This is a genomic window from Mesorhizobium sp. M7A.F.Ca.US.006.01.1.1, assembly GCF_003997935.1.
GTDB lineage: Bacteria > Pseudomonadota > Alphaproteobacteria > Rhizobiales > Rhizobiaceae > Mesorhizobium.
Genome location: NZ_RZQL01000087.1, coordinates 1 through 25206 on the forward strand (window position 1 = coordinate 1; position 25206 = coordinate 25206).

Here is a 25206-nt window from a genome sequence, read left to right on the forward strand (position 1 = left end):
GGCTGGCGGCAGTGGCGAATTCCATCTCGTCGGGCAAGCGCACCAGATTGGTGTCGGCGTGTTCGATGGCGACATATTCGGCGAACGAACCCCAGCCGGTGAAGCCGGGCTGCGTCTGATGCTCGCAGACCTGGTGATTGCCCGAATTGCACTCGAAGCAGCGGCCGCAGCCGACGGCGAACGGCACTGTGACGCGCTCGCCGGCCTTCCAGCGTGTAACCTGCTTGCCGGCGGCGACAACGATGCCGGCCAGTTCGTGGCCCGGCACATGCGGCAGCGTGATGCCGTCGTCATGACCCATCCAGCCATGCCAGTCGCTGCGGCACAGGCCGGTCGCCTCGACCTTGATGACGACGCCATCGGCGGCCGGCTTCGGATCGGGAACGGTCTGGATCGTCGGCGCTTCGCCGAATTTCTCGAAGACGACGGCTTTCATCGGTCACTCCACCCTGCTGCAGCTGGGGAAACGATAGCCGATTCCTTGTCCGGTCAAGCGGAAATCGATTCCGCCAGACATCGCAAGGCGCAGGCGCTATCCGGTTTCGCGGGTGCGAAAGTCGGCAAGCCGGGTCTCGCCGGGGGCAAGTTGCCGCCCGTCCTCGGCATGAACCTCCAGGCGCTTGATCGGCCGCCCGGCGAGCGTGTCGACCATGAAGGTGTAGGGCTCGCCCGGTCCGGCGAAGTAGGTCTCGCCCCATTGCCGCAGGGCAACCAGGACATAGAACAGGCCGCGTCCCTTTTGCGTCAGCACATATTCATGATGCGCGCTGCCGTCGGGTGCCGGAACCGTTTCAAGGATGCCATGCGCGACGAGATTGCGCAGCCGCGACGACAGGATGTTCTTGGCGACGCCAAGGCTCTTCTGGAACTCGCCGAAGCGCCGTAACCCGTCGAAGGCGTCGCGCACGATGAGCAGCGACCACCAGTCGCCGATCGCGTCCAGTGGTCGCGCTATGAGGCAATCCGCTTCGTGGTGGCTCGTTCGTTTCACCATGGCAGTCGTTGGTCCAGCATTCGATTTTCGGTTGCAACATAAAACTGTTCTGCCTATCCAGCAAGAGGTTTCAAGTTGAAACTTATGTGGAGGGCGACATGAATGTGCGGGTGGTGAACAGCGGTGCAACAAGCCTCGAGCAATCCGATGGCGCGCTTCGGGCGGCGCCGCCGCCTGCGGGATTGTCACGATTGACCGCGCTGATTTTCGCCATCGCCTGCGGCCTGAGCGTCGCCAATGTCTATTTCGCTCATCCGCTGCTCGACGCCATGGCGCATGATTTTGCTATTCCGGCGGCCTCGGTCGGCATCGTGGTGACGGTCACGCAGCTCGGCTATGGGCTCGGCCTGTTCTTCATCGTGCCGCTGGGCGACCTGTTCGATCGCCGCAAGCTGATTGCCGGGCAGGCGATTCTGTCTGCCGTGGCGCTGGTGGCGGTCGGGGTCGCGCCTGACGCAGCGATGCTGCTGGCGAGCCTGGCGGTGGTCGGGCTGCTTGCGGTGGTGGTGCAGGTGCTGGTGGCTTACGCAGCAGACCTCGCCGTAGCGTCGCAGCGGGGGCGGGCGGTCGGCACCGTCACCAGCGGTGTCATCCTGGGCATCCTGCTTGCCCGCTTCGCTTCCGGCGTCGTCGCCGATTTCGCCGGCTGGCGCTGGGTTTATCTTGTCTCGGCCATGTTGACCCTCGTCATGGCGATGGTTCTCTACCTGATCCTGCCGCGCCATGAGGCGGAGCGGCCCCGCACATCCTATCCGCGCCTGCTCGCTTCGGTGCTGCTGCTGTTCGCGCAGGAGCCGCTGCTGCGCGTGCGGGCGGTGCTGGCCATGTTGATCTTCGCCAGTTTCAACGTGCTGTGGGCGCCGCTGGTGCTGCCGCTGAGTGCTGCGCCATTTTCACTCTCGCACACCGAGATCGGGCTTTTCGGCCTTGCGGGTGTGGCCGGGGCGCTCGGTGCGCGCTGGACCGGTGGCCTCGTCGATCGTGGACGCGGCCAGCTGGTCACCGGCCTCAGCCTGCTGCTGATGATGGCGGCCTGGCTGCCGATCGCCTTCATGGGCATGTCTCTGTGGTTGCTCGTCGCCGGCATCGTCATGCTCGATCTGGCGATCCAGGCAGTCCACGTCACCAACCAGAGCCTGATCTTCGCCCGCCGCCCGGGCGCGCGCAGCCGCCTGGTTGGCGGCTACATGATCTTCTATTCGCTCGGCAGCGCCCTGGGCTCCATCGCCTCGACCATGGCTTTTGGCGCGATGGGCTGGAACGGCGTCTGCCTGCTGGGTGCCGGCATCGGCCTGTTGGCGTTGCTGTTCTGGGCGCTGACGCTGCGTGTGGGCAGATGAAGCCTATTCGGCATCGATCTGGTTCTGGGGCGCCGCTTTCTGGAAGGCCGGCAGCGCAATGCAGGCCGCATTGATGCGCGCGATCATCGGGTAGGGCGTCAGATCCACCCCGAAGCGGGCGTTGCTGGCAATCTGGGCGGCGAGGCAGATGTCGGCCAGACCCGGCGCGTCGCCATGGCAGAATGTTCCGGTCTCCGCCGACGAGCCCAGGATCTTTTCAAGCGGCTGAAAGCCCTCGTTCACCCAGTGGCGGAACCAGTTGACGACGTCCTCGTCGCCGGCGCCGAACAGAGTGCGCAGCGAGGTCAGCACGCGCAGATTGTTCACCGGGTGGATGTCGCAGGCGATCATCTGCGCCAGCATTCTGACCCGAGCCCGGCCGGCTGCATCCTTCGGCAGCAGCGGTGGTTCCGGGCTGGTCTCGTCGAGGAACTCGATGATCGCCAGCGATTGCGTCAGCAGCGTGCCGTCGCCGAGGATCAGCGCCGGCACCAGCCCTTGCGGATTGACCGCGAGATAGGCTGGTTCCAGATGCTCGCCATGGCGCAAATGATGCGGGACGTAGTCGTAGCTCAGCCCCTTCATCTCCAGCGCGATCCGCACCCGGTAGGAGGTGGAGGAGCGATAGTAGTTGTGCAGGACGAGTTCGCTCATGGCGTCACTTCGGTTGGCCGATGGTCACTTCGATGGTCCCGATGCCGTCGACGCCGCCGGTCATCGTGTCGCCGGGGCCAACCGCGCCGACGCCTGCCGGCGTGCCGGTGAAGATCAGGTCGCCGGGCTCGAGCTCCATCGCCTCGCTGCAGATCGACACGATATCCGATATCGGCCAGATCAGTTCCGCGAGGTCGGCGTCCTGCCTGACCTTGCCGTTGACGGCGAGCCAGATGCGGCCCTTCTGTGGGTGGCCGGATTCCTGCGCTTGCACCAGCGGACCGCAAGGGGCGGAGCGATCGAAGGCCTTCGACCAGTCCCAGGGCCGGGCGGCCTTCTTGGCTTCGTCCTGCAGGTCGCGGCGGGTGAGGTCGATGCCGACGCCATAGCCCCAGACATGGTCCAGCGCCTTGTCGCGGGGAATGCGGAAGCCGGCTTTGCCGATCGCGGCCACCAGTTCGATCTCGTGGTGCAGATTGGCCGTCAGCGGCGGGTAGGGGATAGCGGTGCCGGAATCGACCACCGCGTCGGCCGGCTTGGTGAAGAAGAAGGGCGGATCACGCTCGTCATTGCCGAATTCGCGGGCATGCGCCGCGTAGTTGCGGCCGACGCAGTAGATACGGCGCACCGCGAAACGATCGGACGAACCCGCAACGGCCACCGATGCGGTTGCGGGCAGGGGAAGGACGAACTCTGTCATCAAGGGTCTCTGCTTGGTTGCCGGAACATTCGACCGATTTGGGGGCCTGGACAAGGCGATTTGGTCAAGAAAGTGCCGGCGGCATTTTCCCCCGGAGATGGCGATATACTATTTGGCAATAATCTGACCATGGTGACGAGGTTATTCTAATCGCTCACGAACTGAAATGAACCACATGACCGCAACCCACGATCGCGCCCGGTTCCTGATCATCGACGACCATCCGCTGTTTCGCGAGGCGCTGCACAGCGCCGTGCAGATGGCCTATCCGGAAGTCGACACGGTGGAGGCGCGCTCGATCACCGAGGCGCTCGATCTTCTGGCCGATGCCAAGCCGTTCGACCTCGCGCTTCTCGACCTCTCGATGCCCGACGTGCACGGTTTTGACGGCCTGCTGCAACTCCGGACCCGCTATCCGCGCCTGCCCGTGGTGATCGTCTCTGGTTACGAGGAGCCGAAGATCATTTCCGAAGCGCTGTCCTATGGCGCTGCCGGCTTCATCCCGAAATCGGCGCGCAAGAGCGACCTCGCCGCCGCCATACGCTCGGTGATGGAAGGCGCGATCTATGTGCCTGAAACCTATGAGGGCCGCACGCCGGACGCCGAAAGCGTCGACCGTGCCGACATGGTGCAGCGCCTGTCGACGCTGACGCCGCAGCAATTGCGCGTGCTGCAGATGCTGCGCCAGGGCCTGCTCAACAAGCAGATCGCCTACGAGTTGCAGGTCGGCGAGACGACCGTGAAGGCGCATGTCTCGGAAATATTGCGCAAGCTCAATGTCTACAGCCGCACGCAAGCGGTGATCGAGGTGTCGAAGCTGGACAATGCGGAGCTTTTCAGGGATCAGGCGGGGTTCTGAGTTTTACCCTTCCCTTCAAGGGGAGGGTATGAAGCTAAGCCAGCAAATGCGCCAGCAGCGCCCTTAGTTGCGCCGGCTTCAGCGGCTTGCGCATCAGTTCGATGCCGCCGGAGCGGGCGGCTTTGGCGACCGCTTCCGAACTGTCGGCGGTGACGATCAGCGCCGGCACTGCGCGGCCGAGATAGTCGCGGACTTCGGCGATGGTCGTGGTGCCGAGATCGCCGCCGTCGAGATGCTGGTCGGCAATGACGATGTCGGGCACCCAGTCGGTGTCGCCAAGCATGTCGAGCGCATCGTCGGTCGAGGTCGCGGCGCGCACCAGACATTGCCAGCGTTCGAGCAGGAAGGTCATGGCCTGCAGCACTTCGATATCGTTCTCGACCAGCAGCACCTTGGTGCCGAACAGTCCATACCCGCGCGGCCGTTCCATGTCGGCAACGCTGGCGATGGCATCGGCTGGCGCACCGATGCCGACGGGAACATCGATGTGGAAGATCGTGCCGCGTCCGACCTTCGACGAGAATGTCACGGGATGGCCGAGTGCGCTGGCCATGCGGCGCACGATGGCGAGCCCGAGCCCGAGACCGCCACCGTCCAGTTCGGCATTGGCCGGCGAGGTGCCGCGGTGGAACTCCTCGAACACCGCCTCGCGCTGGTCGTCGGGAATGCCGCAGCCCGTATCGGCGACGTCGATGCGGATGGTGTCGCCCCGATGTCTGGTGCCGACAAGCACGCCGCCCGAGCGTGTATAGCCCAGCGCGTTGGAGAGAATGTTCTGCAGGATGCGGCGCAGCAGCGTGCGGTCGGAGCGGACCACGGCATGGACCGGCCTGAATTTCAGCGACAGGCCTTTCATCTCCGCCACCGGCAGGAAATCCGAGCGGAGCGACGAGAACAGCGCCTCCAGGCTGACATCGCTTATGTCGGGCTGCACCACGCCGGCATCGAGCTTTGAGATGTCGAGCAGGGTTCTAAGCAGGTCCTCCATCGTCTCCAGCGAGCGCTCGACCTGCCGCACCAGTTTCTTGCCCTCGTCGCTGGTCTGAACTTCGGCGAGCGCCGAAACCGAAAGATGGGCGGCGTTCAGCGGCTGCAGCACGTCGTGGCTGGCAGCGGCGAGGAAACGGGTTTTCGACAGGTTCGCCAGTTCGGCGTTTTCCTTGGCGGCGCTGAGGTCGATGTTCGACTGCTCCAGCCGGCGCAAGGTCGAGTGCAGTTCCTCGGTGCGGGTGCGCACCCGGTTTTCCAGCGAAATCGCGGTCTGGAACAGCGAAAAGGCGTTGCCTTGCTGGTCCATAGAGCGCTCGACGCGGCTGACCAGTGCCGCGTTGATCTTCTTCAGCTTTTCAAGATCGTTTATGTCCCTCAGCGGCATCTTGTTGCGCCGTCCTATTCCGCCGCCTGGCGTTCGCCGAAGGCGATGCCGGTAAAAGTCTGGTTCAGATGCATCGACCGGTACTGTTCGCCATAGGTGCCGAAGCCGATGACATTGTTGACCCGGTAGAGTTCCGAGATCTCGCGAAACACCTGCCGATTGCGCGCGTCCAGCCGGCGCAGCACGCAGTCGAAGCCGAGGATCATGTCGATGCCGCCAAGCCTCTCCTCGACATCGCGCAGGGCGGCGCGCGTCGATTCGACCATGTCCTTGGGTTGGGCGATCGACAGCACGACGCCATCGTCTATGGCGCAGAAGAACGACAGCGAGCCGTCGGCATGCATCTTCTGGATCGACCGGCAATAATATTGGCCGCCCACCTTCACCACCACGGGATGCGAGGCGAAGCTCAGTGGCGTCAGCATCTGCGCGACGATACCGACGGACGCGGCATATTCCTGCGCCGCATTGGTGGCGTTGAACTCGCGCACGATGCGGTGATCGGGATCGGAAGCCGTCACCACCAGTTTTTCATCGGTGGGAACGAAATTATCGGTCTTGAAGACATGGAAGGGAATTTCGGTCGATATCAGCACGATGATGGCGCTGTCGGAGGCGACCTTGCCGTTCGAGATCAGGCGCGTCGTCTCGAATTTCAGATCGTCGCCGGCGGAGCCGCCAAGCAGCGGAATGTCGTCGAGGCCCCAGTGGATGGCTGAACTCACCGCTTCCTCGGCATAGGAGAGCCCGTCGATGAAGCAGAGCGCGAAAGTGCCTTTGGTCCGATCGCAACCGAGGCGCGCGCGCAGCGATCGCCGCAGAGCTTCGACCTCGCCGGTGATCCTGTCCATACCCGACGAGGACAGATTTTCGACCATCACGCTAACGGCGGTGAAGGCGGTGGACGGAAGCAGCATGGCCAGCACATGACCATCCTCGAGACCTTGCGGCGTGATCTCGCCGGCAGTCGAGCAGCCGGCGTGGTGGAGCGCCGGCGCGTGGGTCATGAGCGCCTGGGAAAGGGCGCTGGCTTCGACCAGGCTCTGGGAAAAGAACAGCAGGGCAAAGCCTGCGTCGATGGCGGCTGCTTCCAGTGCGATCGCCTTGGCGAACGCCTCCATGTCGGGCTCGTCCGTGGTGAGCGCCGACAGGCCGCATGCATAGCGCGTCCGTGAATTGGCCAGCGATTTTCTCCGCATTTCCTCCGACGCTTTTTTGTGCGCGGCTGTTTTTAAATGCTTCTGGCGCGCGGGCGTCGACCGACATTGTTGCCTTCAATCGGCGGTTTGGCAATGGGGCCACCTGCACCGCGTGTTTGGGCGCGGCCATGACCGAAAGTACAATGTTCCGCGTTTGCGACGTGCTGTTTTTTGTCCGATGTGCGGTGTACGACTAATGCACCACCGAAGCGCGAATACCGCGTCGGCAGCGTGGATACCAAGGTTGATACCCAGGGAGGGACCATGTCGGACGTTTCGTTGATGGTGAACGGAAAGCGGGTCAGCGGTGCTGCCGAGGACCGAACACTTCTGGTTCACTTCCTGCGGGAAAATCTCGGCCTTACCGGCACGCATGTCGGTTGCGACACCTCGCAATGCGGTGCCTGCGTCGTCCACGTCGACGGCAAGGCGGTCAAATCCTGTACGATGCTCGCGGTGCAGGCCTCCGGCTCTACCGTGCTGACGATCGAGGGCCTGGCCAATGGCGCCGACCTGCATCCGGTGCAGGCCGCCTTCAAGGAACATCACGGGCTGCAGTGCGGCTTCTGCACGCCGGGCATGATCATGACGGCGACCGACATGATCAGCCGTCACCCCGAAGGACTCGACGAGGCGACGGTGCGTGCCGAGCTCGACGGCAACATCTGCCGCTGCACCGGCTACCACAACATCGTCAAGGCGATCCTCGCCGCATCGACGACGATGTCGAAGGCGTCGAAGGGCAAGGCGAAACAGGCCGCGTGAGATGAAGCGAATAGGGAGTAGCGAATAGTCAGCAGCCTGACCAAACGCCAACTCACCATCCTTCACTACTCGCTATACGCTACTCACTATTCGCTATCTCAGCATTTCGGGAGGAATTTCTGATGGGCATTGAAGGTGTTGGCGCTCGGGTCGCGCGCAAGGAAGACAAACGGTTCATCACGGGCGCCGGCCGCTATGTCGACGACATGGTGGTTCCCGGCATGAAGCACGCTGCCTTCGTGCGCAGTCCGCACGCGCATGCGCAGATCAAGAAGATCGATGTGAAGAAGGCCCAAGGCATGCCCGGCGTCATCGGCGTGCTGACCGGCAAGGAACTCAAGGCCGACGGCATCGGCAATCTCATCTGCGGCTGGATGATCCACTCCAAGGACGGCTCGCCGATGAAGATGGGAGCGTGGTCGCCACTGGCTTTCGACCGGGTCCGTTATGTCGGCGACGCCGTCGTCATCGTCGTCGCCGAGACCAAGGGGCAGGCGCGTGATGCCGCCGAGGCGGTCGAGATCACCTACAAGGAGCTGAAAGCCGTCGTCGACGCCTCAAAGGCGATGGACAAGGGTGCGCCGCAGATCCACCCCGAAGCGGACAACAATCTGATCTTCGACTGGGACATCGGCAATGCCGACGACACCGCGGCGGCCTTCGGGAAGGCAGCCCATGTCGTCAAGATGGACATCATCAACAACCGGCTGGTGCCCAACGCCATGGAGCCGCGCGCCGCACTTGGCCATTACGACAAGGCCGAGGATCACTATACCTGCTGGACGACCTCGCAGAACCCGCATGTGGCGCGGCTGGTGATGAGCGCCTTCTACAATGTCGCGCCGGAAAACAAGCTGCGCGTGATCGCGCCCGATGTCGGCGGCGGCTTCGGCTCGAAGATCTACATCTATCCCGAAGAGATCGTCTGCCTGTGGGCGTCGAAGAAGACCGGCGTGCCGGTCAAATGGGTGGCCGACCGGACCGAGAGTTTTCTGACCGACGCGCATGGCCGCGACCATCACACCCATGCTGAAATGGCCTTCGACAAGGACCACAGGATCCTTGGCCTGAAAGTGGAAACCCAAGCCAATCTCGGCGCCTACATGTCGCTGTTTTCATCGGCGACGCCGACCTATCTCTATGCGACGCTGCTGTCGGGCCAGTACAACATCCCGGCCATCCACGCCAATGTGAAGGCGATCTACACCAACACCGCGCCCGTCGATGCCTATCGCGGGGCAGGGCGGCCGGAAGCGACCTTCGTCATGGAGCGCATGATGGAGACCGCGGCCCGCCAGTTCGGTGTCTCGCCGGCCGAGCTGCGGCGCAAGAATTTCGTCACAGCATTCCCGCACCAGACGCCGGTCATCATGTGCTATGACGCCGGCGACTATGCCGCTTCGCTCGATGCGGCAATGAAGGCGTCGGATTATGCCGGCTTTGCCAAGCGCAAGGCCGCCGCCGCCAAGAAGGGGCTGCTGCGCGGCATCGGCATGAGCTGCTACATCGAAGCCTGCGGCATCGCGCCGTCTGCCGCAGTCGGCTCGTTAGGCGCCGGTGTCGGCCTTTGGGAATCGGCGGAAGTGCGCGTCAACGCGGTCGGCACGATCGAGGTGCTGACCGGCTCGCACAGCCATGGGCAGGGCCACGAAACAACCTTCGCGCAACTGGTCAACGAGCGCTTCGGCGTGCCGATCGATTCGGTCTCGATCGTGCATGGCGACACCGACAAGGTGCAGATGGGCATGGGCACCTATGGCTCGCGCTCGGGTGCGGTCGGCATGTCAGCCATCGTCAAGGCGCTCGACAAGGTCGAGGCCAAGGCCAAGAAGATCGCGGCACATCTGCTTGAGGCCGACGAAGGCGATATCATCATCGAGAATGGCGCGCTGAAGGTCGCCGGCACCGACAAGAACGTGCCGTGGTTCCAGATGGCGCTGGCCGCCTACACCGCCCACAACCTGCCGGGCGGCATGGAGCCCGGGCTGAAGGAAACGGCCTTTTATGATCCGTCCAATTTCACCTTCCCCGCGGGCTGCTACATCTGCGAGGTCGAGGTCGACCCGGAAACCGGCGTCACCGAGATCGTCCAGTTCGTCGCGGCCGACGATTTCGGCAACATCATCAACCCGATGATCGTCGAGGGCCAGGTGCATGGCGGGCTGGCGCAAGGCATCGGCCAGGCGTTGCTCGAAGGCGCCCACTACGACAATAGCGGCCAGCTTTTGACCGCGAGCTACATGGACTACACCATGCCGCGCGCCGGTGATCTGCCGTCGTTCAAGGTCTCGACCTCGAACACGCCATGCCCGGGCAACCCGTTGGGGATCAAGGGATGCGGCGAGGCCGGCGCCATCGGCTCGCCGCCGGCGGTGATCAACGCCATCACCGACGCCATCGGCAGCAACGATCTTGCCATGCCGGCTTCGCCGTCCACCGTGTGGGCCGCGATCCGCGCGGCGACGAAGCATTGAAAAGCGAATAGCAAATAGGGAGTAGCGAATAGGGAAAAGTGCCGTGCGAAGGGATAGGCCCTATCGCTATTCGCTGCTCCCCATTCGCTCTTTTCCCAAGGGAGAAAGACAAATGTACTCAGTCAACTATCACCGTGCCGCCTCGGTCACGGATGCTGCCAAGCTGGTCAAGACGGGCGACGCCAAGCTGCTTTCGGGCGGTATGACGCTGATCCCGGCGATGAAGACGCGGCTTGCCGCGCCGTCGGACCTTGTCGACCTGTCGCGGATCACGGAGTTGCAGGGCGTCAAGGTGTCGGGCAAGACCGTCACCATCGGCGCCGCCACCACGCATCACGCTGTTGCCAATGACGAGAAACTGAAGAAGGTCTGTCCGGCGCTTTCCCAGCTGGCATCGCTGATCGGCGATCCGGCGGTGCGCCACAAGGGGACGATCGGCGGCTCGATCGCCAACAATGACCCGGCGGCCGATTATCCGGCGGCGCTGCTGGCGCTGGGCGCCACCATCGTCACCAACAAGCGCGAGATCGCTGCCGGCAAGTTCTTCAAGGGCCTGTTCGAGACCTCGTTGAAGGATGGCGAAATCGTCACCGCCGTCACCTTCACCGCCCCGGCCAAGGCGGCCTATGAAAAATTCCGCAATCCGGCATCGCGCTACGCCATCGTCGGCGTGTTCGTGGCCAAGGGCAAGGATGGCGTCAGCGTCGCCGTCACCGGTGCCGGCGACGACGGCGTTTTTCGTTCGAAGGAGATCGAGGCGGCATTGGCCAAGGATTTCGCTGCCTCGGCACTGGAAGGGGTGAAAGTGCCGGCAAAGAATTTGATGACCGACATCCATGCCTCGGCCGATTATCGCGCCAATCTGATCGCGGTGATGGCAAAGCGTGCGGTTGCGGCAGCCAACGCCTGAGAAACTGTTTGGAAACTCTACTCCGGCGGCCATCTGATGACGTTTTCTGCGCTTCTGGTGCTCACGTACCAAAAGTACGCTCTGCTCCGGTTCTCGAAACCACCACCATATGACTCGCCAGAGCGAGTTTCGAAACAGTTTCTAATACGATCAGTCGCAGACAAGGAAAGGGGCCTCCGTGGCCCCTTTTTCTCGTGCTGCGGCCTGCATCCGTTCAGTTGCTGATGGGAATCGCTGCCGCACTGCTTGAAGCAAATCCCGCCGAGCCGGAGGCCGAACCTGATCCGGCGGCAATCTCGCACTTGCACAAATCCATATTGCACTGCAATATGAACCAGGGCGGGAATGCGAGCTGGGTTCGAAATGTACCGTCGTACCCTTCGCATACCTATTGCGAGAGGATCGGCATGACCGACATTTCCGCGACGCATGTCGTTCCGTCCCGATCCGCCGCCGACAGATCAACCAGAACAAGACTGGCCTATCTCGACGGCTGGCGCGGGCTTTCGATCGCGCTGGTGCTGATCGGCCATTTCTTTCCGGTTCCGGGAATCAATCTTGGCGTGCTGGGCGTCGAATTCTTCTTCGTGCTCAGCGGCCGGCTGATGGGCGAGATCCTGTTCATCGAACGCTACCCGCTGAAAAAATTCTTTAAACGCCGCTTTTCCCGCATCTATCCGGCTCTTCTGGTCTTCGTGGTCGTCGCGATGATCGCGCTGTCCGGCACATTCCTCGCCTTCAAATGGAAGGCGGCGCTGACGGCGCTGACATTCACCTACAACTATGCCGGCATTCTCGTGGCGCGGGCAGGCGCGCTCGACCATATCTGGTCGCTCTGCATCGAGGAGCATGCCTACATCATCCTGGCGCTGATCAGCGTCATCGTCTCAAGTCGCTCTCGCGTGGTCGTGCTGCTCCTGGCGCTGGCCTTGCTGGCCATGGCCAATGGCGCGGTTTCGTACTGGGTCTTGGGGATGGACTACGAAACCACTTATTGGCGCACCGACGTGCACATCGCGTCAATCCTGCTGTCGGCTTCGATCTGCCTGCTCAAGGCCGATGGCAGGCTGCCGGCGTTTTTGAGAGGCAAGCATGTGGCCGTGGTGGCAACGTTCTGTGCCGTTGTCCTGTTCCTGGATCAGGTGCCGACGCCGATCCACTATCTCTTCGCGGTGCCGCTGCTGGCGCTGGCCGTCAACGCACTCGATTTCAGCCCACGGTATTTTTCCGGATTGCTCTCCTCCTGGCCGATGGCGACGCTGGGGCTGTGGTCGTATTCGCTCTATCTGTGGCAGCAGCCGTTCTACAAATTCGTCTATGAGCAAGGCAGCGCGCCGATCCCGATGCTGGCCGCGGTCTTCGCTTGCGCGGCCTGCAGCTACTACCTCATCGAGCGCCCGGCGCGCGAATGGCTCAACCGCAACTGGTGAATGCCGTCGTGCCCGGCCAGATGATCGTCAGTGCAGGTGGAGGGTCGCGCTTCATAAGCAGACAATCAATTACTTATTTCTAATCTAGCTTTTGAGAAAGCAATGACTTGCTTTCCGATATAGGCCAGCCTCATTAGACATTGGTCTTATGACAGGCATTCCTTATTGCCTCACCGGCTTACCCGCCTAGTTTGTTCGCAGGACACATCTGGGAAGATGGTTCGAAGACGCATCTGGGAGGATGGAATGGATACGACCGGGGAAAGGGCGGGCGGCTGGTTCGACCGCTCACGCACCGTCGCCGAGCCTGGCTTCAGCAGGTGGATGGTGCCGCCGGCGGCGCTCTGTATCCACCTTTGCATCGGCCAGGCCTATGCGTTCAGTGTTTTCAACCTGCCGATGTCGAAGCTGATCGGCATCACCGACTCGGCGCCCGACGACTGGAAGCTGACCGGCCTCGGCTGGATTTTCTCGATCGCGATCCTGTTCCTGGGCATTGCGGCGGCGTTCGGCGGCGGCTGGCTGGATCGCGTCGGCCCGCGCAAAGCCATGGTCGCTTCTGCCTGCTGTTTCGGCGGCGGCTTCATCGTCTCGGCGCTCGGCGTCTACCTGCACCAGTTGTGGATCATCTATCTCGGCTACGGCGTGCTGGGCGGCATCGGTCTCGGCCTCGGCTACATCTCGCCGGTCAAGACGCTGATCACCTGGTTTCCGGACCGGCCGGGCATGGCAACCGGCATGGCGATCATGGGCTTCGGCGGCGGCGCCTTCATCGCCTCGCCGCTATCGGTTTATCTGATGAAGCTGTTTTCGACGCCTGAGCACATCGGCGTCGCTGAAACCTTCCTCGTGCTGGGCATCGTCTATTTCGTTTTCATGCTGATTGGGGCTGTTATCGTCAGGGTGCCGCCGGAGGGCTGGCGGCCTGCCGGATGGACGCCGCCGGCAGCACAGAATGCGATGATGACGACGTCCAATGTCCATCTCGACGATGCGTTGAAGACGCCGCAGTTCTGGCTGCTGTGGGGTGTGCTGTGCCTCAACGTGACGGCAGGCATCGGCGTGCTCGGCCAAGCCTCGGCCATGAGCCAGGAGATGTTCCCGGGACGCATCACGCCTGCCGCTGCCGCCGGTTTCGTCGGCCTGCTGTCGATCTTCAACATGCTCGGCCGCTTCTTCTGGGCCTCGACCAGCGATTATATCGGCCGCAAGACAACCTATGCCATCTTCTTCGCGCTGGGCGTCCTCCTCTATGCGGCGGTGCCGTGGACCGGCCAGACCGGCAGCGTTTTCCTGTTCGTGCTGTTCTACGGGATCATCCTCAGCATGTATGGCGGCGGCTTCGCCACCATTCCCGCCTACCTGCGCGACGTCTTCGGCGTGCGTTACGTCGGCGCCATCCATGGCCGATTGCTGACCGCGTGGTCGGTGGCGGGCGTGCTTGGCCCGGTGCTGGTGAATTATATCAGGCAGTATCAGATCGACAGTGGCGTGGCGAAGGCCGACGCCTACACGGTCACCATGTACATCATGGCCGGCCTGCTGGTTGTCGGCCTCCTGCTCAACCTGATGATGCGGCCGGTCAATGCGCGCTTCCACATGAAGACCGAACCAGCAGTGGCTTGAGGAAACGGACCATGGCGCAAGGCAACGACAATTCGATTAAACTGACGCTGGCCTGGCTGCTGGTTGGCATCCCGTTGGTCTGGGGGTTCTGGATGACGCTGGTGAGTGCGACAGCTTTGTTCCAGTAGCCCCGTCTTCAGCTCGATCTGCCTGGCCTCAGACGGAGGTTCGTCTGACGTAATAGCGCACCGCTTTCTTGCCGCCATGAATGACGGCGTCGCCGGCCTCAGTGAAGCCAAGGGCGGCGTGAAAGGCGTCCGAGGCGGGGTTCGGCGGGTCGGTGTTGACCTCGCAGGTGACCAGATTGTAGCCGGCGCGCTCAACATGGCCGAACAGGTCTTCATAAAGCCGGCGGGCGTGGCCGCGGCCACGCGCTTGCGCCGCCACGACAACGCGGTCGACATAGACGAACCGCTCGTAGCGCTCGCGGAACCACAGGAAATTCGGGCTGTCGTAATGGGCGCCCTGGTCGAAGGTCATGATGAAGGCTTCGAGATCGCCGATGCGCCTGGTGTAAAACGCCTCGCCAAGCAGGAAGGACAGCCGCTCAGCCTCCAGCCACGACAGTTCGGCGGCATGCTCGTTGTTGAGCGCCAGGATCGCCGCTTCGTCTGCGGCCGATACACGGGCTATCGGGGCAGGGATCGAGGTCATGCCTTGGCTGCCGCGATCGTTGCCGCCACCAGCGGTGTGTCGGTCAGCGTGTTGCGGTACTCGCGATCGAGATCGGAGCCGCCCATGCCGACATGGGGATTGCGGTAGTCCATGGCGCTCGGCACATCCTTGAGGGCGGCAAAATGCATTTCGGACAGGCCGGTTTTGCTGCGCACTTCGGCAATGTTGTGCAGATCCAGGCCGCCGCAGCCGAGGATGACGATGCGGTCGCCGGCCTGCCGCACCAGATCCGCCAACAGCGGCAAGCCCTCGATGGCAGTGTCACGCTGGCCGCTGGTCAGCACTCGGCCGACCTTGCTGCGGATCAGTGATTCGAGCGCCTCGGCCGGGTCGCGCGTCATGTCGAAGGCGCGATGGCAGGTGACGTTCAAAGGGCCGGCGGCCTGCGTCAGTTCGCTCATGCGCGCCTCGTCCATGGTGCCATCGGCGTTCAGGCAGCCAAACACCACGCCGGGCACGCCGAGTTCGCGCAGTGCCGAGACATCGGCCAGCATCGAGGCGTATTCGGTCTCACTGTAGAGAAAATCGCCGCCGCGCGGCCGCACCATGACGTGAAACGGCACGCTTGCCTGCTCGATGGCGGCGCGGACCGTGCCGAGGCTTGGCGTAATGCCGCCTTCGACGAGGCTGGCGCACAGTTCGACCCGGTCGGCGCAGGCGGCTTGCGCCGCGAGAAGGCCGTCAATGCCTTCGACACAGATTTCGATCAGCGGCAGGCGGAGAGCTTTGGTCAAGGGGCGATCCAGTCCATGATTTCTCGCCAGCCCTACCACCGGGCCGACTGCTGTGAAAGCGGGAACAGCCTTCAGCCTTCGCCCACAGACTTGGCGGTTATTGGCGCAATTCCGTATTCTTGGCGCCTTGCTCGACCTGATCGATCACCAGAAGCTTCACCTCGATATCACCGATATTGGTGGCCTGATGCCACTGGCCGATCATTTCGACGATGAAATCGCCAGCCTTGTAGGTGTTGCTGTTGCCTGTCTCGACATTGGTGACCTTCAGCGTGCCGGCCTCGACATAGGCATAGCGCGGGAAAGGGTGCCTGTGGACCGGCAAGGTCGCGCCCGGCGCGATGTCGTAGGTCGAGACCAGCACCTGCACGTTCTTCTGCGGCAGCGTGATCGGCTGGCCGGACGCGGTCGTCGTGCGCGACGCAAGAGGGGTCACGACGACAGGCGTGCCGCTGCTGTCCAGCGCGTGGGCCGGGTTCGCGGAAAAGGCCACCGCGAGCAGCAGTCCGGACATCAAAATTTTTCGCATGATTCGCTCCACCCCTGGGCTCACCATCGCGCAGTGGCCACCAGCACGCAAGGCAGCGCCTTGGGCACCTGCCTGCCGGCCAAAATTTTTTTGACGCCCCTCTTGAAGGAAAAAAACACGATTACCAGATCGTTTTTCGTCGAGGCTTCGGCTCGACATACTGGCTTCGCAGCGACGCTGCGACAGCCTCGTAATCCATGTTGCTTCACGGAGGATATGGCTATGAGAAGCTCTGATTATACCCCTCTTTACCGCACAACGGTCGGCTTCGACCGTCTCTTCGACATGCTCGAAAAAAGCGTGCGCTCCGACTGGCCTCCCTACAATATCGAGAAGACCGGCGAGAACGACTATCGCATTACGATGGCTATCGCCGGCTTCGCTCTCGATGAGGTCGAACTCATGCAGAACGGCCCCGAATTGTCTGTCGTCGGCCAAAGGAAACCCGACCAGGAAAATCGGGAGGTCCTTCATCGCGGCTTGGCGGCGGGCAACTTCAAGCAGGTGTTCAAACTTGCCGACCACGTAAAGGTCAAGGCGGCCAACCTCGAGAATGGCTTGCTGTCGGTGGACCTGATCCGCGAAGTGCCCGAGGAACTCAAGCCTCGGCGCATTGAGATAGGGTCCGAAGCCAAAGCGGTTTCGCTCGAGCAACCCGGCAAGAAGCAGTTGATCGATTCGAAGGCGGAGCCTCAACGCGAGGTCGCCTGATTCCCTGGAACCTAAATCTACGGTCCGCCTCCCGGTTCGGCCGGGAGGCACAGATCGCGGAGAATGGAGATGAGAACCGAAACTTGCAGTTTTCACCAAACTGAACCGAAAAATCTTGCTGCGGAATCCGCTGGATTGCGGACGCCGGACGATGTGCTGAACGAGGAGACGATGACGATCGGTGCAAAGCGGGCTTTGCTCGCTTTCTGGGCTTCCGACGCTCATGCGGTTCCTGACAATCCCGCCTTGCGGCAATTGGACAACGGCGCCATCGTGGAAGTCAGCGACATACTTCGCGCCCTCCGCCTCTTGGACGAGTCCGGGCGGGAACCGCGTGTTTCAAAGGTGTCGGGAACCGTCGGCCCGTCTTTCGACCGGCGCCGCAAGAAAAGCCGGCTCGGTTGGATGCGGCACCCCTGGCGAGATGACGATGATGATCCGCCGCCAATTCCGGCCTTTGCAACGGTGCCGCCCGGGCGTGGAGGTGGCGGCATGTTGGCCGAGCCGGAGCATGCAATCGCATGATGACCCGAACCAGCAACAACCCACCATGCGGAATGGAGGATTACATGAGCAACAGGACGTTCGACCGACCGGTCCTGGTCAAGAGCGGCGAGTTCATTCAAGAAATAGGCTGCCTCGACGACGCCTTCGACTTCTTTGACGAGTGGCCAAGGGAGCGGCGAGGCCCGATTTTCGAAACGGCCTTTCGAGCTTGCCAGCGTGCTCACGACGGTCAGGTTCCGCTGACCGTGGCGCGCGATGCCGTCGCCGGCTTCGCAAGATCCGTCAAAATCTTGCAGGACCCGCTTGCCCAATTCCCTTGGATGGACGGCACAAGGTCAGGTCGCGGTGGGGTAACCGCTTAGCCTTGATAAAGGGGCGGCGCCATCAGGATGGCCCGGCTGCATGGTCGTCGTTTCCGCATCGCTACAAGGTGAGCTGAGCTGCCCTACCAGCTCACCTTTGGCGGGCGGCTCGGTCGTGGTTCGAGCCCGTGAGGTGGTTTTGACGGGCGCGTCCGCGCCGCCACCAGCGGCGTGCGACGCTTTCGCAGATTATGCCACGGCTCTCAGCGGAGACTCCGCCATCGTCCCCAAGCCGTCGCATTCCGTGCAGGCACCAGTCTTTCCGGGGCAGCCACCCCGATGGGTTCCCTGCGGGCAGCAGTGCCCGTTTGACGCATACCATTTGGAGCAGTCGAAAACCCTGCCGCTGCCATGACAGCGCAGGCATACTATATCTGACGAAGTCATTATCAATTCTTGCCCAACCAAACGCACTCACCCGACGCCGCAAGTAACAGGAATCATTGCGCTTTCAAGCACATTGCCCTGACTTAAATTGGGGAGATCGACGGGTGGCGGCATCGATGGCGAACTATCGTTGCGCCGTAACTACGTTCCTCGTGAAAACCTTGCTCACCACAACCCGCGTTGGGCATTGGTCGGCACCAATAGGCTGCGCCGGCTTGTCCCGTTCCTTCTCGGCGGTGACAGCGACTGTGTCACCGGGCTGCGCGTTGGCAGCCTGTGTGGCCGTGGACGCGAAGAGCACCGTCTGAGTGATGAGAGCCGAAAACACGGCAACCTGGGCCAGCACGGCGGCGAGGGCGATCTTCTTGAGCATCCGAGAAAACGCTCTTCGATGTTCCGGGTTCCCTCCGCATTCAGGTTTTCGACTTGCTACGGGAACAAGAGACCGGCAGTGCGGTTAACTCGATTATGCCGAGCAAGATCAAAGAGCCGCCATCGAAGCTCGAGCCGGAGAAGGTGCCTATCCGACGTCGGGACAAAGAAGCCCCGCCAGAGCTTGAACATGTCGACCCGCCACCGCGAGACGTGCGAGAGGCACCGGCACCCAATCCGAATGGCGACAAGAAGGGGCGCCCTGGAGCCTTTCCATCCAGTCGGGCAGGAATTGGTGGCGGTCCGATTTCGGCGGTTGGTCGAGATTAGATGGGAGACGCGCAGGATCTGGAAGGATGAATGAAGGTTTGATCAATATCCAGATTCAACCGCGCATTTCGGAAATTGGCCGGCTGCTCGATCGGCCATCGCTTGTTTATCTTCAGATGCCGACGCGCAGGCGCGTCCGTCCGTTTTGACAGCAAAGCCTTTCGCCTCCAGGCACCGCGCAATATAGCGAATACGAAGATCGGCGTTGACATCATAAGTGGTCGACGATGGAGGAATGTTGATGGCGCCGATCCTGTTGCAAGTCACGACCGTTCCAAACGTGTTGCATTGGATGGTGCCCGGATTGTTGTACCCAGGATTGATATCAGTAGCGAGCGATTGGGGGATCTCTTTGAACGAGGCGATCCGGCATTGATCCACGGCAGTGACCGTCGAAGGTATGTTCACCCCAGGCTTGTAGACAACAAACTGTGGCCCGGATTGGCAGCCAGCAATAATTGCGGCGGCTACAAATACGACCCGTTTACGCATGGTGGTTCCCCCTGCGCGCAATCAACTTGAAAACAAGTGCCGTTTCAATCCCCGATATTGCGAGGGCTCGCCCTTAGCCCAACTGGCTTTTGGGCCACGGCAAAAAGTCGTCGTCGTATTCATCTGGGGAAAAGTAATCGGGTGCGCGAGTGCCTTCGGCCGTTTCATGCAGGCCGCATTGCCGAAGCCAGGCGCCAATCACCTGGTACGCCGGCCGGACTTAGTTTCCGGATCCTCGATTCGCTGAAGCATTTCGGCTACTACGATGGTGGCTGCGAGCCCAGGCTCACGTTGCGCGGCGCCAGAATAGGAAATGGTTAGGAAAGCCCGCAAGTCGTGTGGCGATCCCTGGCAATTTCAATTGGCTATGAGCAGAAATTGGCTCCCCGGGCCGGATTCGAACCAGCGACCAACCGGTTAACAGCCGGTTGCTCTACCACTGAGCTACCGGGGAACGGGGGCTCTTATGTGAGTGGGGCAGCCTATAGCTGCCCTTTTCGGCTTTGCAAAGAAGCTTTTCACATTTTTCCGAGGCTTTTTCGCGCAGGCGTTTCTCGCAATCGTGGAAGGATGCCCTCATATTAGCCATCTTGGCGGGGATATGGAACCGAAAGCGCGGCGGCGGCTTTGGTTCAAGCATGCTTTCGAACAATCAAACGGGTCAATTTTTCGAGACGATGACAGCACAAGACAACCAGATGCCGGCGCGGAAAATCTCCGTTTTCGGGCGCGAGTTCAAAATGCCGCGCTCGCGCGGGCTCAGAATCACGATCGGCGTCCTGCTGACCATCGGCGGTATCCTCGGTTTCCTGCCGATCCTCGGCTTCTGGATGGGTCCGCTCGGTTTGCTGGTGCTGTCCTATGAATTCGCCATGGTTCGCCGTCACCGGCGTCGCTTTGTCGTCTGGTGGGAACGGCGTCGCCGGCCCGATTGACCGCCGATAGCGCAAGGTGGTGTTTCTCAGCGGGCGGCGTGCTCTTCCCGTGCCTCACGGATCTGCTCGAGAATGGAGCGGTCAGGTCGGGTCCGACGATTTGGCGGATGCTGCCTGGAACTGGCTCCGAGGAAACCGTTCGGAATGCACGGTGGCCGCTTGACGGCATTTTCACCGCAACCTATTGGAACCGGGTGGAACGCCGGGAGCAATGAGGCCTCGTGGCGGAGTGGTTACGCAGAGGACTGCAAATCCTTGCACCCCGGTTCGATTCCGGGCGAGGCCTCCAATGCCCGGGCCCCCGCGCGGCAGCGCAGGGGCCTGAAGTTCCTGACACAATGGACCGCGGTTCTGGCGCGGCAAGCGGATTGGTTGGGACATGAGCGCTGATTTCTCCGAACTACGCGTCAAGATGGTCGACGGCCAGGTCCGCACCACCGATGTGACCAGCGCGCCGCTGCTCGATGCAATGCTTGTCGTCCCAAGAGAGATGTTTGTCGGCGCCGCCCAGCGCGATCTCGCCTATATCGACGAAGACATCCGCATTGCCGCCGGCGCGGACGGCGCGCGCTACCTGATGGAAGCATCGCCGTTGGCCAAGCTGATCCAGCTGGCGGAGATCAATCCGACCGATTCGGCGCTCGATGTCGGCTGCGGAACAGGTTACGCCTCGGCCATCCTGTCGCGGCTGGCCGGGTCCGTGGTGGCGCTCGAAAGTGATTCGGCGCTGGCGGAAACCGCCAGATCGACACTTTCGTCGCTTGGCTGCGGCAATGTGACCGTCGTCCAGGGGGCGTTGCCGCAGGGGCATGCCGCCAAGGCGCCTTATAACGTCATCTTTATCGGTGGCAGCGTCGCGGAAGTGCCGGTGGCGCTGCTGGGCCAGCTCGCCGAAGGCGGCCGCCTTGTCGCCGTCGAAGGGCAGGGCAATTCCGGCGTGGCTCGTCTCTTTTTCAAGGCCGGGGGGGTTGTAACCGGAAGACGTGCATTTAATGCGGCAATTAAGCCACTACCGGGGTTTGAACGCATTCGTGCTTTCGAATTCTGAATGATTTGGCCTTGCAGGAGAGGCTTTGTCATGGTCGCTTGCATTTGAACGATCGCTGCTGATCCCAGACTGGGGGCACTTTGGGGTGAGCAGCAGGGAACATCGAACACGCGGCGCCGGCTGATCAATGACAGAAGCAGGCGCGGCGCGGTTCCCATGGAAAACGAATGAGGGTTTAACCGTGCCGTCTTTACGCAAGTCACTTTTCACCGCCGTCCTCGTTTCGGCGACCATGCTGTCCCCACTGGCCGCTTCGGCCGAAAGCATCTCCGGCGCGCTTGCAAAGGCCTATCAGTACAATTCCACGCTGAATGCATCCCGCGCCGGCGTTCGCGTTACCGATGAGGGCGTCGCCATCGCCAAGTCGGGCTATCGCCCGGTTGTCACCGGCTCGGCGGATATTGATTATTCGAGCAGCCATCTCAACGGCACCAATTCAAGCGTGCGGCTGACCACCGGCAATTTTGGCGTCCAGATCAATCAGACGCTGTTCGACGGCTTTCAGACCAGGAACAATGTCGCTGCCGCCGAAGCGCAGGTCCGGGCTTCGGTCGAAAGCCTGCGCAACACCGAAGAGAGCATCCTGTTCAGCGCGGCTCAAGCCTATATGAACGTGATTCGCGACCGGCAGGTCGCTGTGCTGACCGAGCAGAACTTGCAATTCCTGACCGAAACGGCACGCGCGGCGCGTTCGCGTTTCGAAGTTGGCGAAGGCACGCGCACCGATGTCGCCCAGGCCGACGCTTCGCGCGCCGCCGCGGTGGCATCGCTGAGTGCTGCCCGGGCGCAGGCGCTGGCAAGTGCGGCGATCTATCGCCAGATCGTCGGCGACGAGCCGGGCAAGCTCAAGGGCGCTTCGCCAGTGGCAAAGCTGTTGCCATCGAGCCTCGCCGCCGCCGTCGGGGTGGCAGCGAACGAGCATCCGGCTATCCTCGCGACCCAGCATCTGGTCGACGCCGCCGCGTTTTCGGTGAAGTCGGCCGAAGGCGCGCTGCTGCCGCAGCTGTCGGCTTCCGCCGGCGTTTCGAGCGCCTATCGCAACACCTCGCCTTTGCCGGGCGTCGGTTCGCAGGATGGCACGACCAATTCGGCCAGTGTCGGGGCAACGCTGACCATCCCGATCTATTCGGGCGGCCGCACCTCGGCGATCGTGCGCCAGGACAAGGAATCGCTCAGCCAGGCCCGCATCCAGGTCGACGTCAGCCGCGACCAGGTGCGCCAGGCCGTCACCGCCGCCTGGACCGAGTACACCGCCGCGCAGCAGCAGCTGGCGGCCAACAGGCAGGTGATCGAGGCCGCGAAGCTGGCACTGAACGGTGTCATCGAAGAGCGCAATGTCGGTCAGCGCACCACGCTCGATGTCCTCAACGCACAGGCGACGGTCATCACCGCCCAGATCAACCAGGCCAGTTACGAGCATGATGTGGTGGTGGCGAGTTACGCCATCCTGCAGGCGACCGGCCGTCTGTCCGTCGACCGCCTTGGCTTGCAGGTAGCGAAATACAAGCCTGAAGAGCATTACAACGCGGTCAAGGACAAGTGGTACGGCCTGCGCACGCCGGACGGCCGCTGAGGCGTTCGGCCAGGACTGGCCGTGTTCCTCGTTTGAGCAGGATCTTCCGTGCTGCGGCTCTCGGGTTCAGATCGCGCTAATCTGTTGAAATCCCACAAGTCCCCAGATTGGGGATTCTCGTGCGGCGTTCCGTCGGTTACGCTGTCGCCATGATTCGTTCCGGCTCTGCCGGAGCGAAAAACCCAACAGGGGTCACAAGGGCGGCGGATGTGACGATGGCAACGGCAAGCAGCGCACAGCGCGAACCTTCCATGGAAGAGATACTGGCTTCCATCAGGCGGATCATTGAGGACAGCGATGGCGGCCGCAAGCAGCCGGGCGACGCCGATGAGCTGAGCCAGGATCTGGAGCGCGCGTCGAGCGCCTATACAGCCCCCGACGTGGAAGCATTCCGTGCCGACCTGCATGCCGCCCCCGAGGTCAGGAAGCCGGTCACGCTGGCGGAAGTCCAGGCACAGTTACCGACGGCCGAGCCGGTGATTGCTCGCACGGAAACGCCGGTGCGCCCCGATCCCAGCCCGGCAAAGCCATCGATGACACTTGCCGAGGTCAGCGCCCGCGTTGCCGCCGAGCCAATCACGGTTGAAACGCCAATATCGCGTCCTGTCGCCGACGCTTCCATCGCCGACTGGCGGCGCGAGATCGCCGCCGTTGGCGAGCAGGCGAGGGCGGTGTCGGACCGGAGCGAGGCACGCAAGACGGCTGCCCAGCCGTCGACGGATGCTCTGAGGGACGAGAGCACAAAACCGGCCGTCGAGCCGTCTCGTCAGGATGCAAGCGTGGTGCGGCCGGTGGCGGCCAGCGACGCGCCGCGTCCGGCGATCGTTTCCGAGCATACCGGCCGTCAGGTCGCGGCTGCCTTTGGCGAGCTTTCCGACGCGTTTGCCAGCCGCAGCAAGAAGACATTCGACGAGATGGCCGAAGAGATGCTGCGGCCGATGCTGCAGGATTGGCTCGACAACAATCTGCCGACACTGGTCGAAAGGCTGGTGCGCGAGGAGATAGAGCGCGTGGCGCGCGGGGCGCAGTAGTTCCCCATGCCGATTGCCAAAGGAAACGGCGCCTTCGTGGCGCCGTTTCCTTTGGTGAAGTCGTTTGTCGGCAGGACGACGGATCGCTTTCCGTTGAAATGACCAAGGCCGCGCCTATCTGGTTGTGAGGGTCGAGACAGCCCTTGCGGTTGACTTGGCCAAAACCTTCCGATTTACACCGGACCAGCAAAACTCCCGTCAGCGCGGACCATTTTCCCATGCTTGAAAAGACCTACGACGCCAAAACCGTCGAGCCGAAGATCGCCAAAGTCTGGGAAGAGGCCGACGCGTTTCGCGCCGGTACCGGGGCCGAGGAGGGGGCGGAAGCCTTCACCATCGTCATCCCGCCGCCGAACGTCACCGGCTCGCTGCATATGGGCCACGCGCTCAACAACACGCTGCAGGATATATTGGTGCGCTTCGAGCGCATGCGCGGCAAGAATGTGCTGTGGCAGCCGGGCATGGACCATGCAGGCATTGCCACGCAGATGGTTGTCGAGCGCCAGTTGATGGAGAAGCAGATCCATCGCCGCGACCTGACCCGCGAACAGTTCATCGAGAAAGTGTGGGAGTGGAAGGCCGAATCCGGCGGCGCGATCTTCAACCAGTTGAAGCGGCTCGGCGCCTCGGCCGACTGGTCACGCGAACGCTTCACCATGGACGAAGGCCTGTCCAAGGCCGTGCTCGAAGTGTTCGTCACGCTCTACAAGGAAGGGCTGATCTACAAGGACAAGCGCCTTGTGAACTGGGACCCCAAGCTGCTGACCGCGATCTCCGATCTCGAGGTCGAGCAGCAGGAGGTCAATGGCAATCTCTGGCACTTCCGCTATCCCATCGAGGGCGAAACCTTCGACCCGGAAAACCCAAAGACCTTCATCACCGTGGCGACGACACGCCCGGAGACGATGCTGGGCGATACGGCCGTCGCGGTGCATCCGGACGACGAGCGTTTCCGGCATCTGGTCGGCAAGAACATCGTCCTGCCGATCGTCGGCCGCAGGATTCCCGTGGTGGCGGACGAGTACTCCGATCCGGAAAAGGGTTCGGGCGCGGTCAAAATCACGCCTGCGCATGACTTCAACGACTTCGAGGTCGGCAAGCGCCACAAGCTGCCGGCGATCAATATCCTGACCACGGAGGCGGCGGTAAGCCTCAGGGATAATGAGGATTTCCTTGCCGGTCTCGATGTGACGT

Annotated in this window: 25 protein-coding genes and 2 tRNA genes; 15 read left to right on the forward strand and 12 right to left on the reverse strand. The window is 62.3% G+C overall.

The annotated features are described in order from the left end of the window. Together EN943_RS16730 and EN943_RS16735 are read right to left on the reverse strand one after the other, a co-directional pair. Positions 1–436: alcohol dehydrogenase catalytic domain-containing protein (locus EN943_RS16730; RefSeq protein WP_164778224.1), on the reverse strand; the 436-nt coding region annotated here is incomplete at its 3' end. A 96-nt stretch (positions 437–532) separates the two neighbouring features. Then, on the reverse strand, positions 533–994 hold the full coding sequence (locus tag EN943_RS16735) for a helix-turn-helix domain-containing protein (RefSeq protein WP_127413635.1): 462 nt from the start codon (positions 992–994) through the stop codon (positions 533–535). A gap of 98 nt (positions 995–1092) precedes the next feature. Between EN943_RS16735 and EN943_RS16740 the strand changes: the two genes are divergently transcribed. Beyond that, positions 1093–2334: an MFS transporter gene (locus EN943_RS16740; protein WP_127413637.1), complete on the forward strand. Its 1242-nt coding sequence runs from the start codon at positions 1093–1095 to the stop codon at positions 2332–2334. A 3-nt stretch (positions 2335–2337) separates the two neighbouring features. On the opposite strand, the gene maiA is transcribed toward EN943_RS16740, so the two are convergent. Beyond that, on the reverse strand, positions 2338–2988 hold the full coding sequence (maiA, locus tag EN943_RS16745; protein WP_127413638.1) for a maleylacetoacetate isomerase: 651 nt from the start codon (positions 2986–2988) through the stop codon (positions 2338–2340). Positions 2989–2992: 4 nt separating this feature from the next. Further along, a complete protein-coding gene (locus EN943_RS16750; protein ID WP_127413640.1) occupies positions 2993–3688 on the reverse strand; it encodes a fumarylacetoacetate hydrolase family protein in 696 nt (231 codons plus the stop codon). Positions 3689–3863: 175 nt separating this feature from the next. On the opposite strand from EN943_RS16750, the gene EN943_RS16755 reads away from it, so the two are divergent. Continuing rightward, positions 3864–4547 (forward strand): response regulator transcription factor, encoded by a 684-nt coding sequence (locus EN943_RS16755; RefSeq protein ID WP_027039066.1) that lies wholly within the window; start codon positions 3864–3866, stop codon positions 4545–4547. A gap of 34 nt (positions 4548–4581) precedes the next feature. Here the strand turns inward: EN943_RS16755 and EN943_RS16760 are convergent, their stop codons facing one another. Beyond that, positions 4582–5922, reverse strand: coding sequence for a hybrid sensor histidine kinase/response regulator (locus tag EN943_RS16760; protein WP_023812224.1), 1341 nt, complete (start codon positions 5920–5922; stop codon positions 4582–4584). Between the two features lie 14 nt (positions 5923–5936). Further along, positions 5937–7121, reverse strand: a complete 1185-nt coding sequence (locus EN943_RS16765) for an FIST signal transduction protein (RefSeq protein ID WP_127413643.1) — start codon at positions 7119–7121, stop codon at positions 5937–5939. 264 nt (positions 7122–7385) lie between these two features. Between EN943_RS16765 and EN943_RS16770 the strand changes: the two genes are divergently transcribed. The 5 genes from EN943_RS16770 to EN943_RS16790 all read left to right on the forward strand — a co-directional run bounded on the left by EN943_RS16770 (position 7386) and on the right by EN943_RS16790 (position 14326). Beyond that, a complete protein-coding gene (locus EN943_RS16770; protein WP_127413644.1) occupies positions 7386–7886 on the forward strand; it encodes a (2Fe-2S)-binding protein in 501 nt (166 codons plus the stop codon). Positions 7887–8008: 122 nt separating this feature from the next. After that, positions 8009–10360 (forward strand): xanthine dehydrogenase family protein molybdopterin-binding subunit, encoded by a 2352-nt coding sequence (locus EN943_RS16775; RefSeq protein WP_127413646.1) that lies wholly within the window; start codon positions 8009–8011, stop codon positions 10358–10360. Between the two features lie 112 nt (positions 10361–10472). Further along, positions 10473–11270, forward strand: a complete 798-nt coding sequence (locus tag EN943_RS16780; RefSeq protein ID WP_127413647.1) for a xanthine dehydrogenase family protein subunit M — start codon at positions 10473–10475, stop codon at positions 11268–11270. Positions 11271–11677: 407 nt separating this feature from the next. Beyond that, the gene (locus EN943_RS16785) at positions 11678–12700 is read left to right on the forward strand and encodes an acyltransferase (protein ID WP_127413649.1); all 1023 of its coding nucleotides are present in this window, start codon (positions 11678–11680) and stop codon (positions 12698–12700) included. Between the two features lie 246 nt (positions 12701–12946). Continuing rightward, positions 12947–14326 (forward strand): OFA family MFS transporter, encoded by a 1380-nt coding sequence (locus tag EN943_RS16790; RefSeq protein WP_127413650.1) that lies wholly within the window; start codon positions 12947–12949, stop codon positions 14324–14326. A 156-nt stretch (positions 14327–14482) separates the two neighbouring features. Here the strand turns inward: EN943_RS16790 and EN943_RS16800 are convergent, their stop codons facing one another. From EN943_RS16800 to EN943_RS16810, 3 genes are all read right to left on the reverse strand, one after another. Then, a complete protein-coding gene (locus EN943_RS16800) occupies positions 14483–14980 on the reverse strand; it encodes a GNAT family N-acetyltransferase (protein WP_127413653.1) in 498 nt (165 codons plus the stop codon). After that, positions 14977–15735, reverse strand: coding sequence for a copper homeostasis protein CutC (locus tag EN943_RS16805; RefSeq protein ID WP_245475873.1), 759 nt, complete (start codon positions 15733–15735; stop codon positions 14977–14979). The genes EN943_RS16800 and EN943_RS16805 overlap by 4 nt, the downstream gene beginning before the upstream one ends. Before the next feature lie 97 nt (positions 15736–15832). Beyond that, the gene (locus EN943_RS16810) at positions 15833–16264 is read right to left on the reverse strand and encodes a cupin domain-containing protein (protein ID WP_127413655.1); all 432 of its coding nucleotides are present in this window, start codon (positions 16262–16264) and stop codon (positions 15833–15835) included. Positions 16265–16486: 222 nt separating this feature from the next. Here EN943_RS16810 and EN943_RS16815 point away from each other — a divergent pair, with 222 nt between their 5' ends. Together EN943_RS16815 and EN943_RS16825 are read left to right on the forward strand one after the other, a co-directional pair. Further along, a complete protein-coding gene (locus EN943_RS16815; RefSeq protein ID WP_127413668.1) occupies positions 16487–16975 on the forward strand; it encodes an Hsp20 family protein in 489 nt (162 codons plus the stop codon). Between the two features lie 569 nt (positions 16976–17544). Continuing rightward, positions 17545–17844, forward strand: coding sequence for a DUF982 domain-containing protein (locus tag EN943_RS16825; protein WP_127413670.1), 300 nt, complete (start codon positions 17545–17547; stop codon positions 17842–17844). A 511-nt stretch (positions 17845–18355) separates the two neighbouring features. Here EN943_RS16825 and EN943_RS16830 read toward each other — a convergent pair. The 3 genes from EN943_RS16830 to EN943_RS16840 form a co-directional block, all read right to left on the reverse strand. Continuing rightward, entirely contained in the window at positions 18356–18604 is a 249-nt protein-coding gene (locus EN943_RS16830; protein WP_127413658.1) for a hypothetical protein, read from the reverse strand. A gap of 371 nt (positions 18605–18975) precedes the next feature. After that, positions 18976–19425, reverse strand: a complete 450-nt coding sequence (locus tag EN943_RS16835) for a hypothetical protein (RefSeq protein ID WP_127413659.1) — start codon at positions 19423–19425, stop codon at positions 18976–18978. Positions 19426–19804: 379 nt separating this feature from the next. After that, a tRNA-Asn gene (locus EN943_RS16840) sits at positions 19805–19879 on the reverse strand. A gap of 223 nt (positions 19880–20102) precedes the next feature. On the opposite strand from EN943_RS16840, the gene EN943_RS16845 reads away from it, so the two are divergent. The 6 genes from EN943_RS16845 to EN943_RS16870 all read left to right on the forward strand — a co-directional run. Next, a complete protein-coding gene (locus tag EN943_RS16845; RefSeq protein ID WP_127413661.1) occupies positions 20103–20360 on the forward strand; it encodes a hypothetical protein in 258 nt (85 codons plus the stop codon). A 215-nt stretch (positions 20361–20575) separates the two neighbouring features. Beyond that, a tRNA-Cys gene (locus EN943_RS16850) sits at positions 20576–20649 on the forward strand. Between the two features lie 90 nt (positions 20650–20739). Beyond that, complete coding sequence (locus EN943_RS16855) at positions 20740–21408, forward strand: protein-L-isoaspartate O-methyltransferase (RefSeq protein ID WP_127413662.1); 669 nt, start codon at positions 20740–20742, stop codon at positions 21406–21408. 181 nt (positions 21409–21589) lie between these two features. Next, complete coding sequence (locus EN943_RS16860) at positions 21590–22981, forward strand: TolC family outer membrane protein (protein WP_127413664.1); 1392 nt, start codon at positions 21590–21592, stop codon at positions 22979–22981. A gap of 215 nt (positions 22982–23196) precedes the next feature. Continuing rightward, positions 23197–24012: a PopZ family protein gene (locus tag EN943_RS16865; protein ID WP_127413665.1), complete on the forward strand. Its 816-nt coding sequence runs from the start codon at positions 23197–23199 to the stop codon at positions 24010–24012. Between the two features lie 218 nt (positions 24013–24230). Beyond that, on the forward strand, positions 24231–25206 hold a 976-nt coding region (locus EN943_RS16870; protein ID WP_164778225.1), incomplete at its 3' end, for a class I tRNA ligase family protein.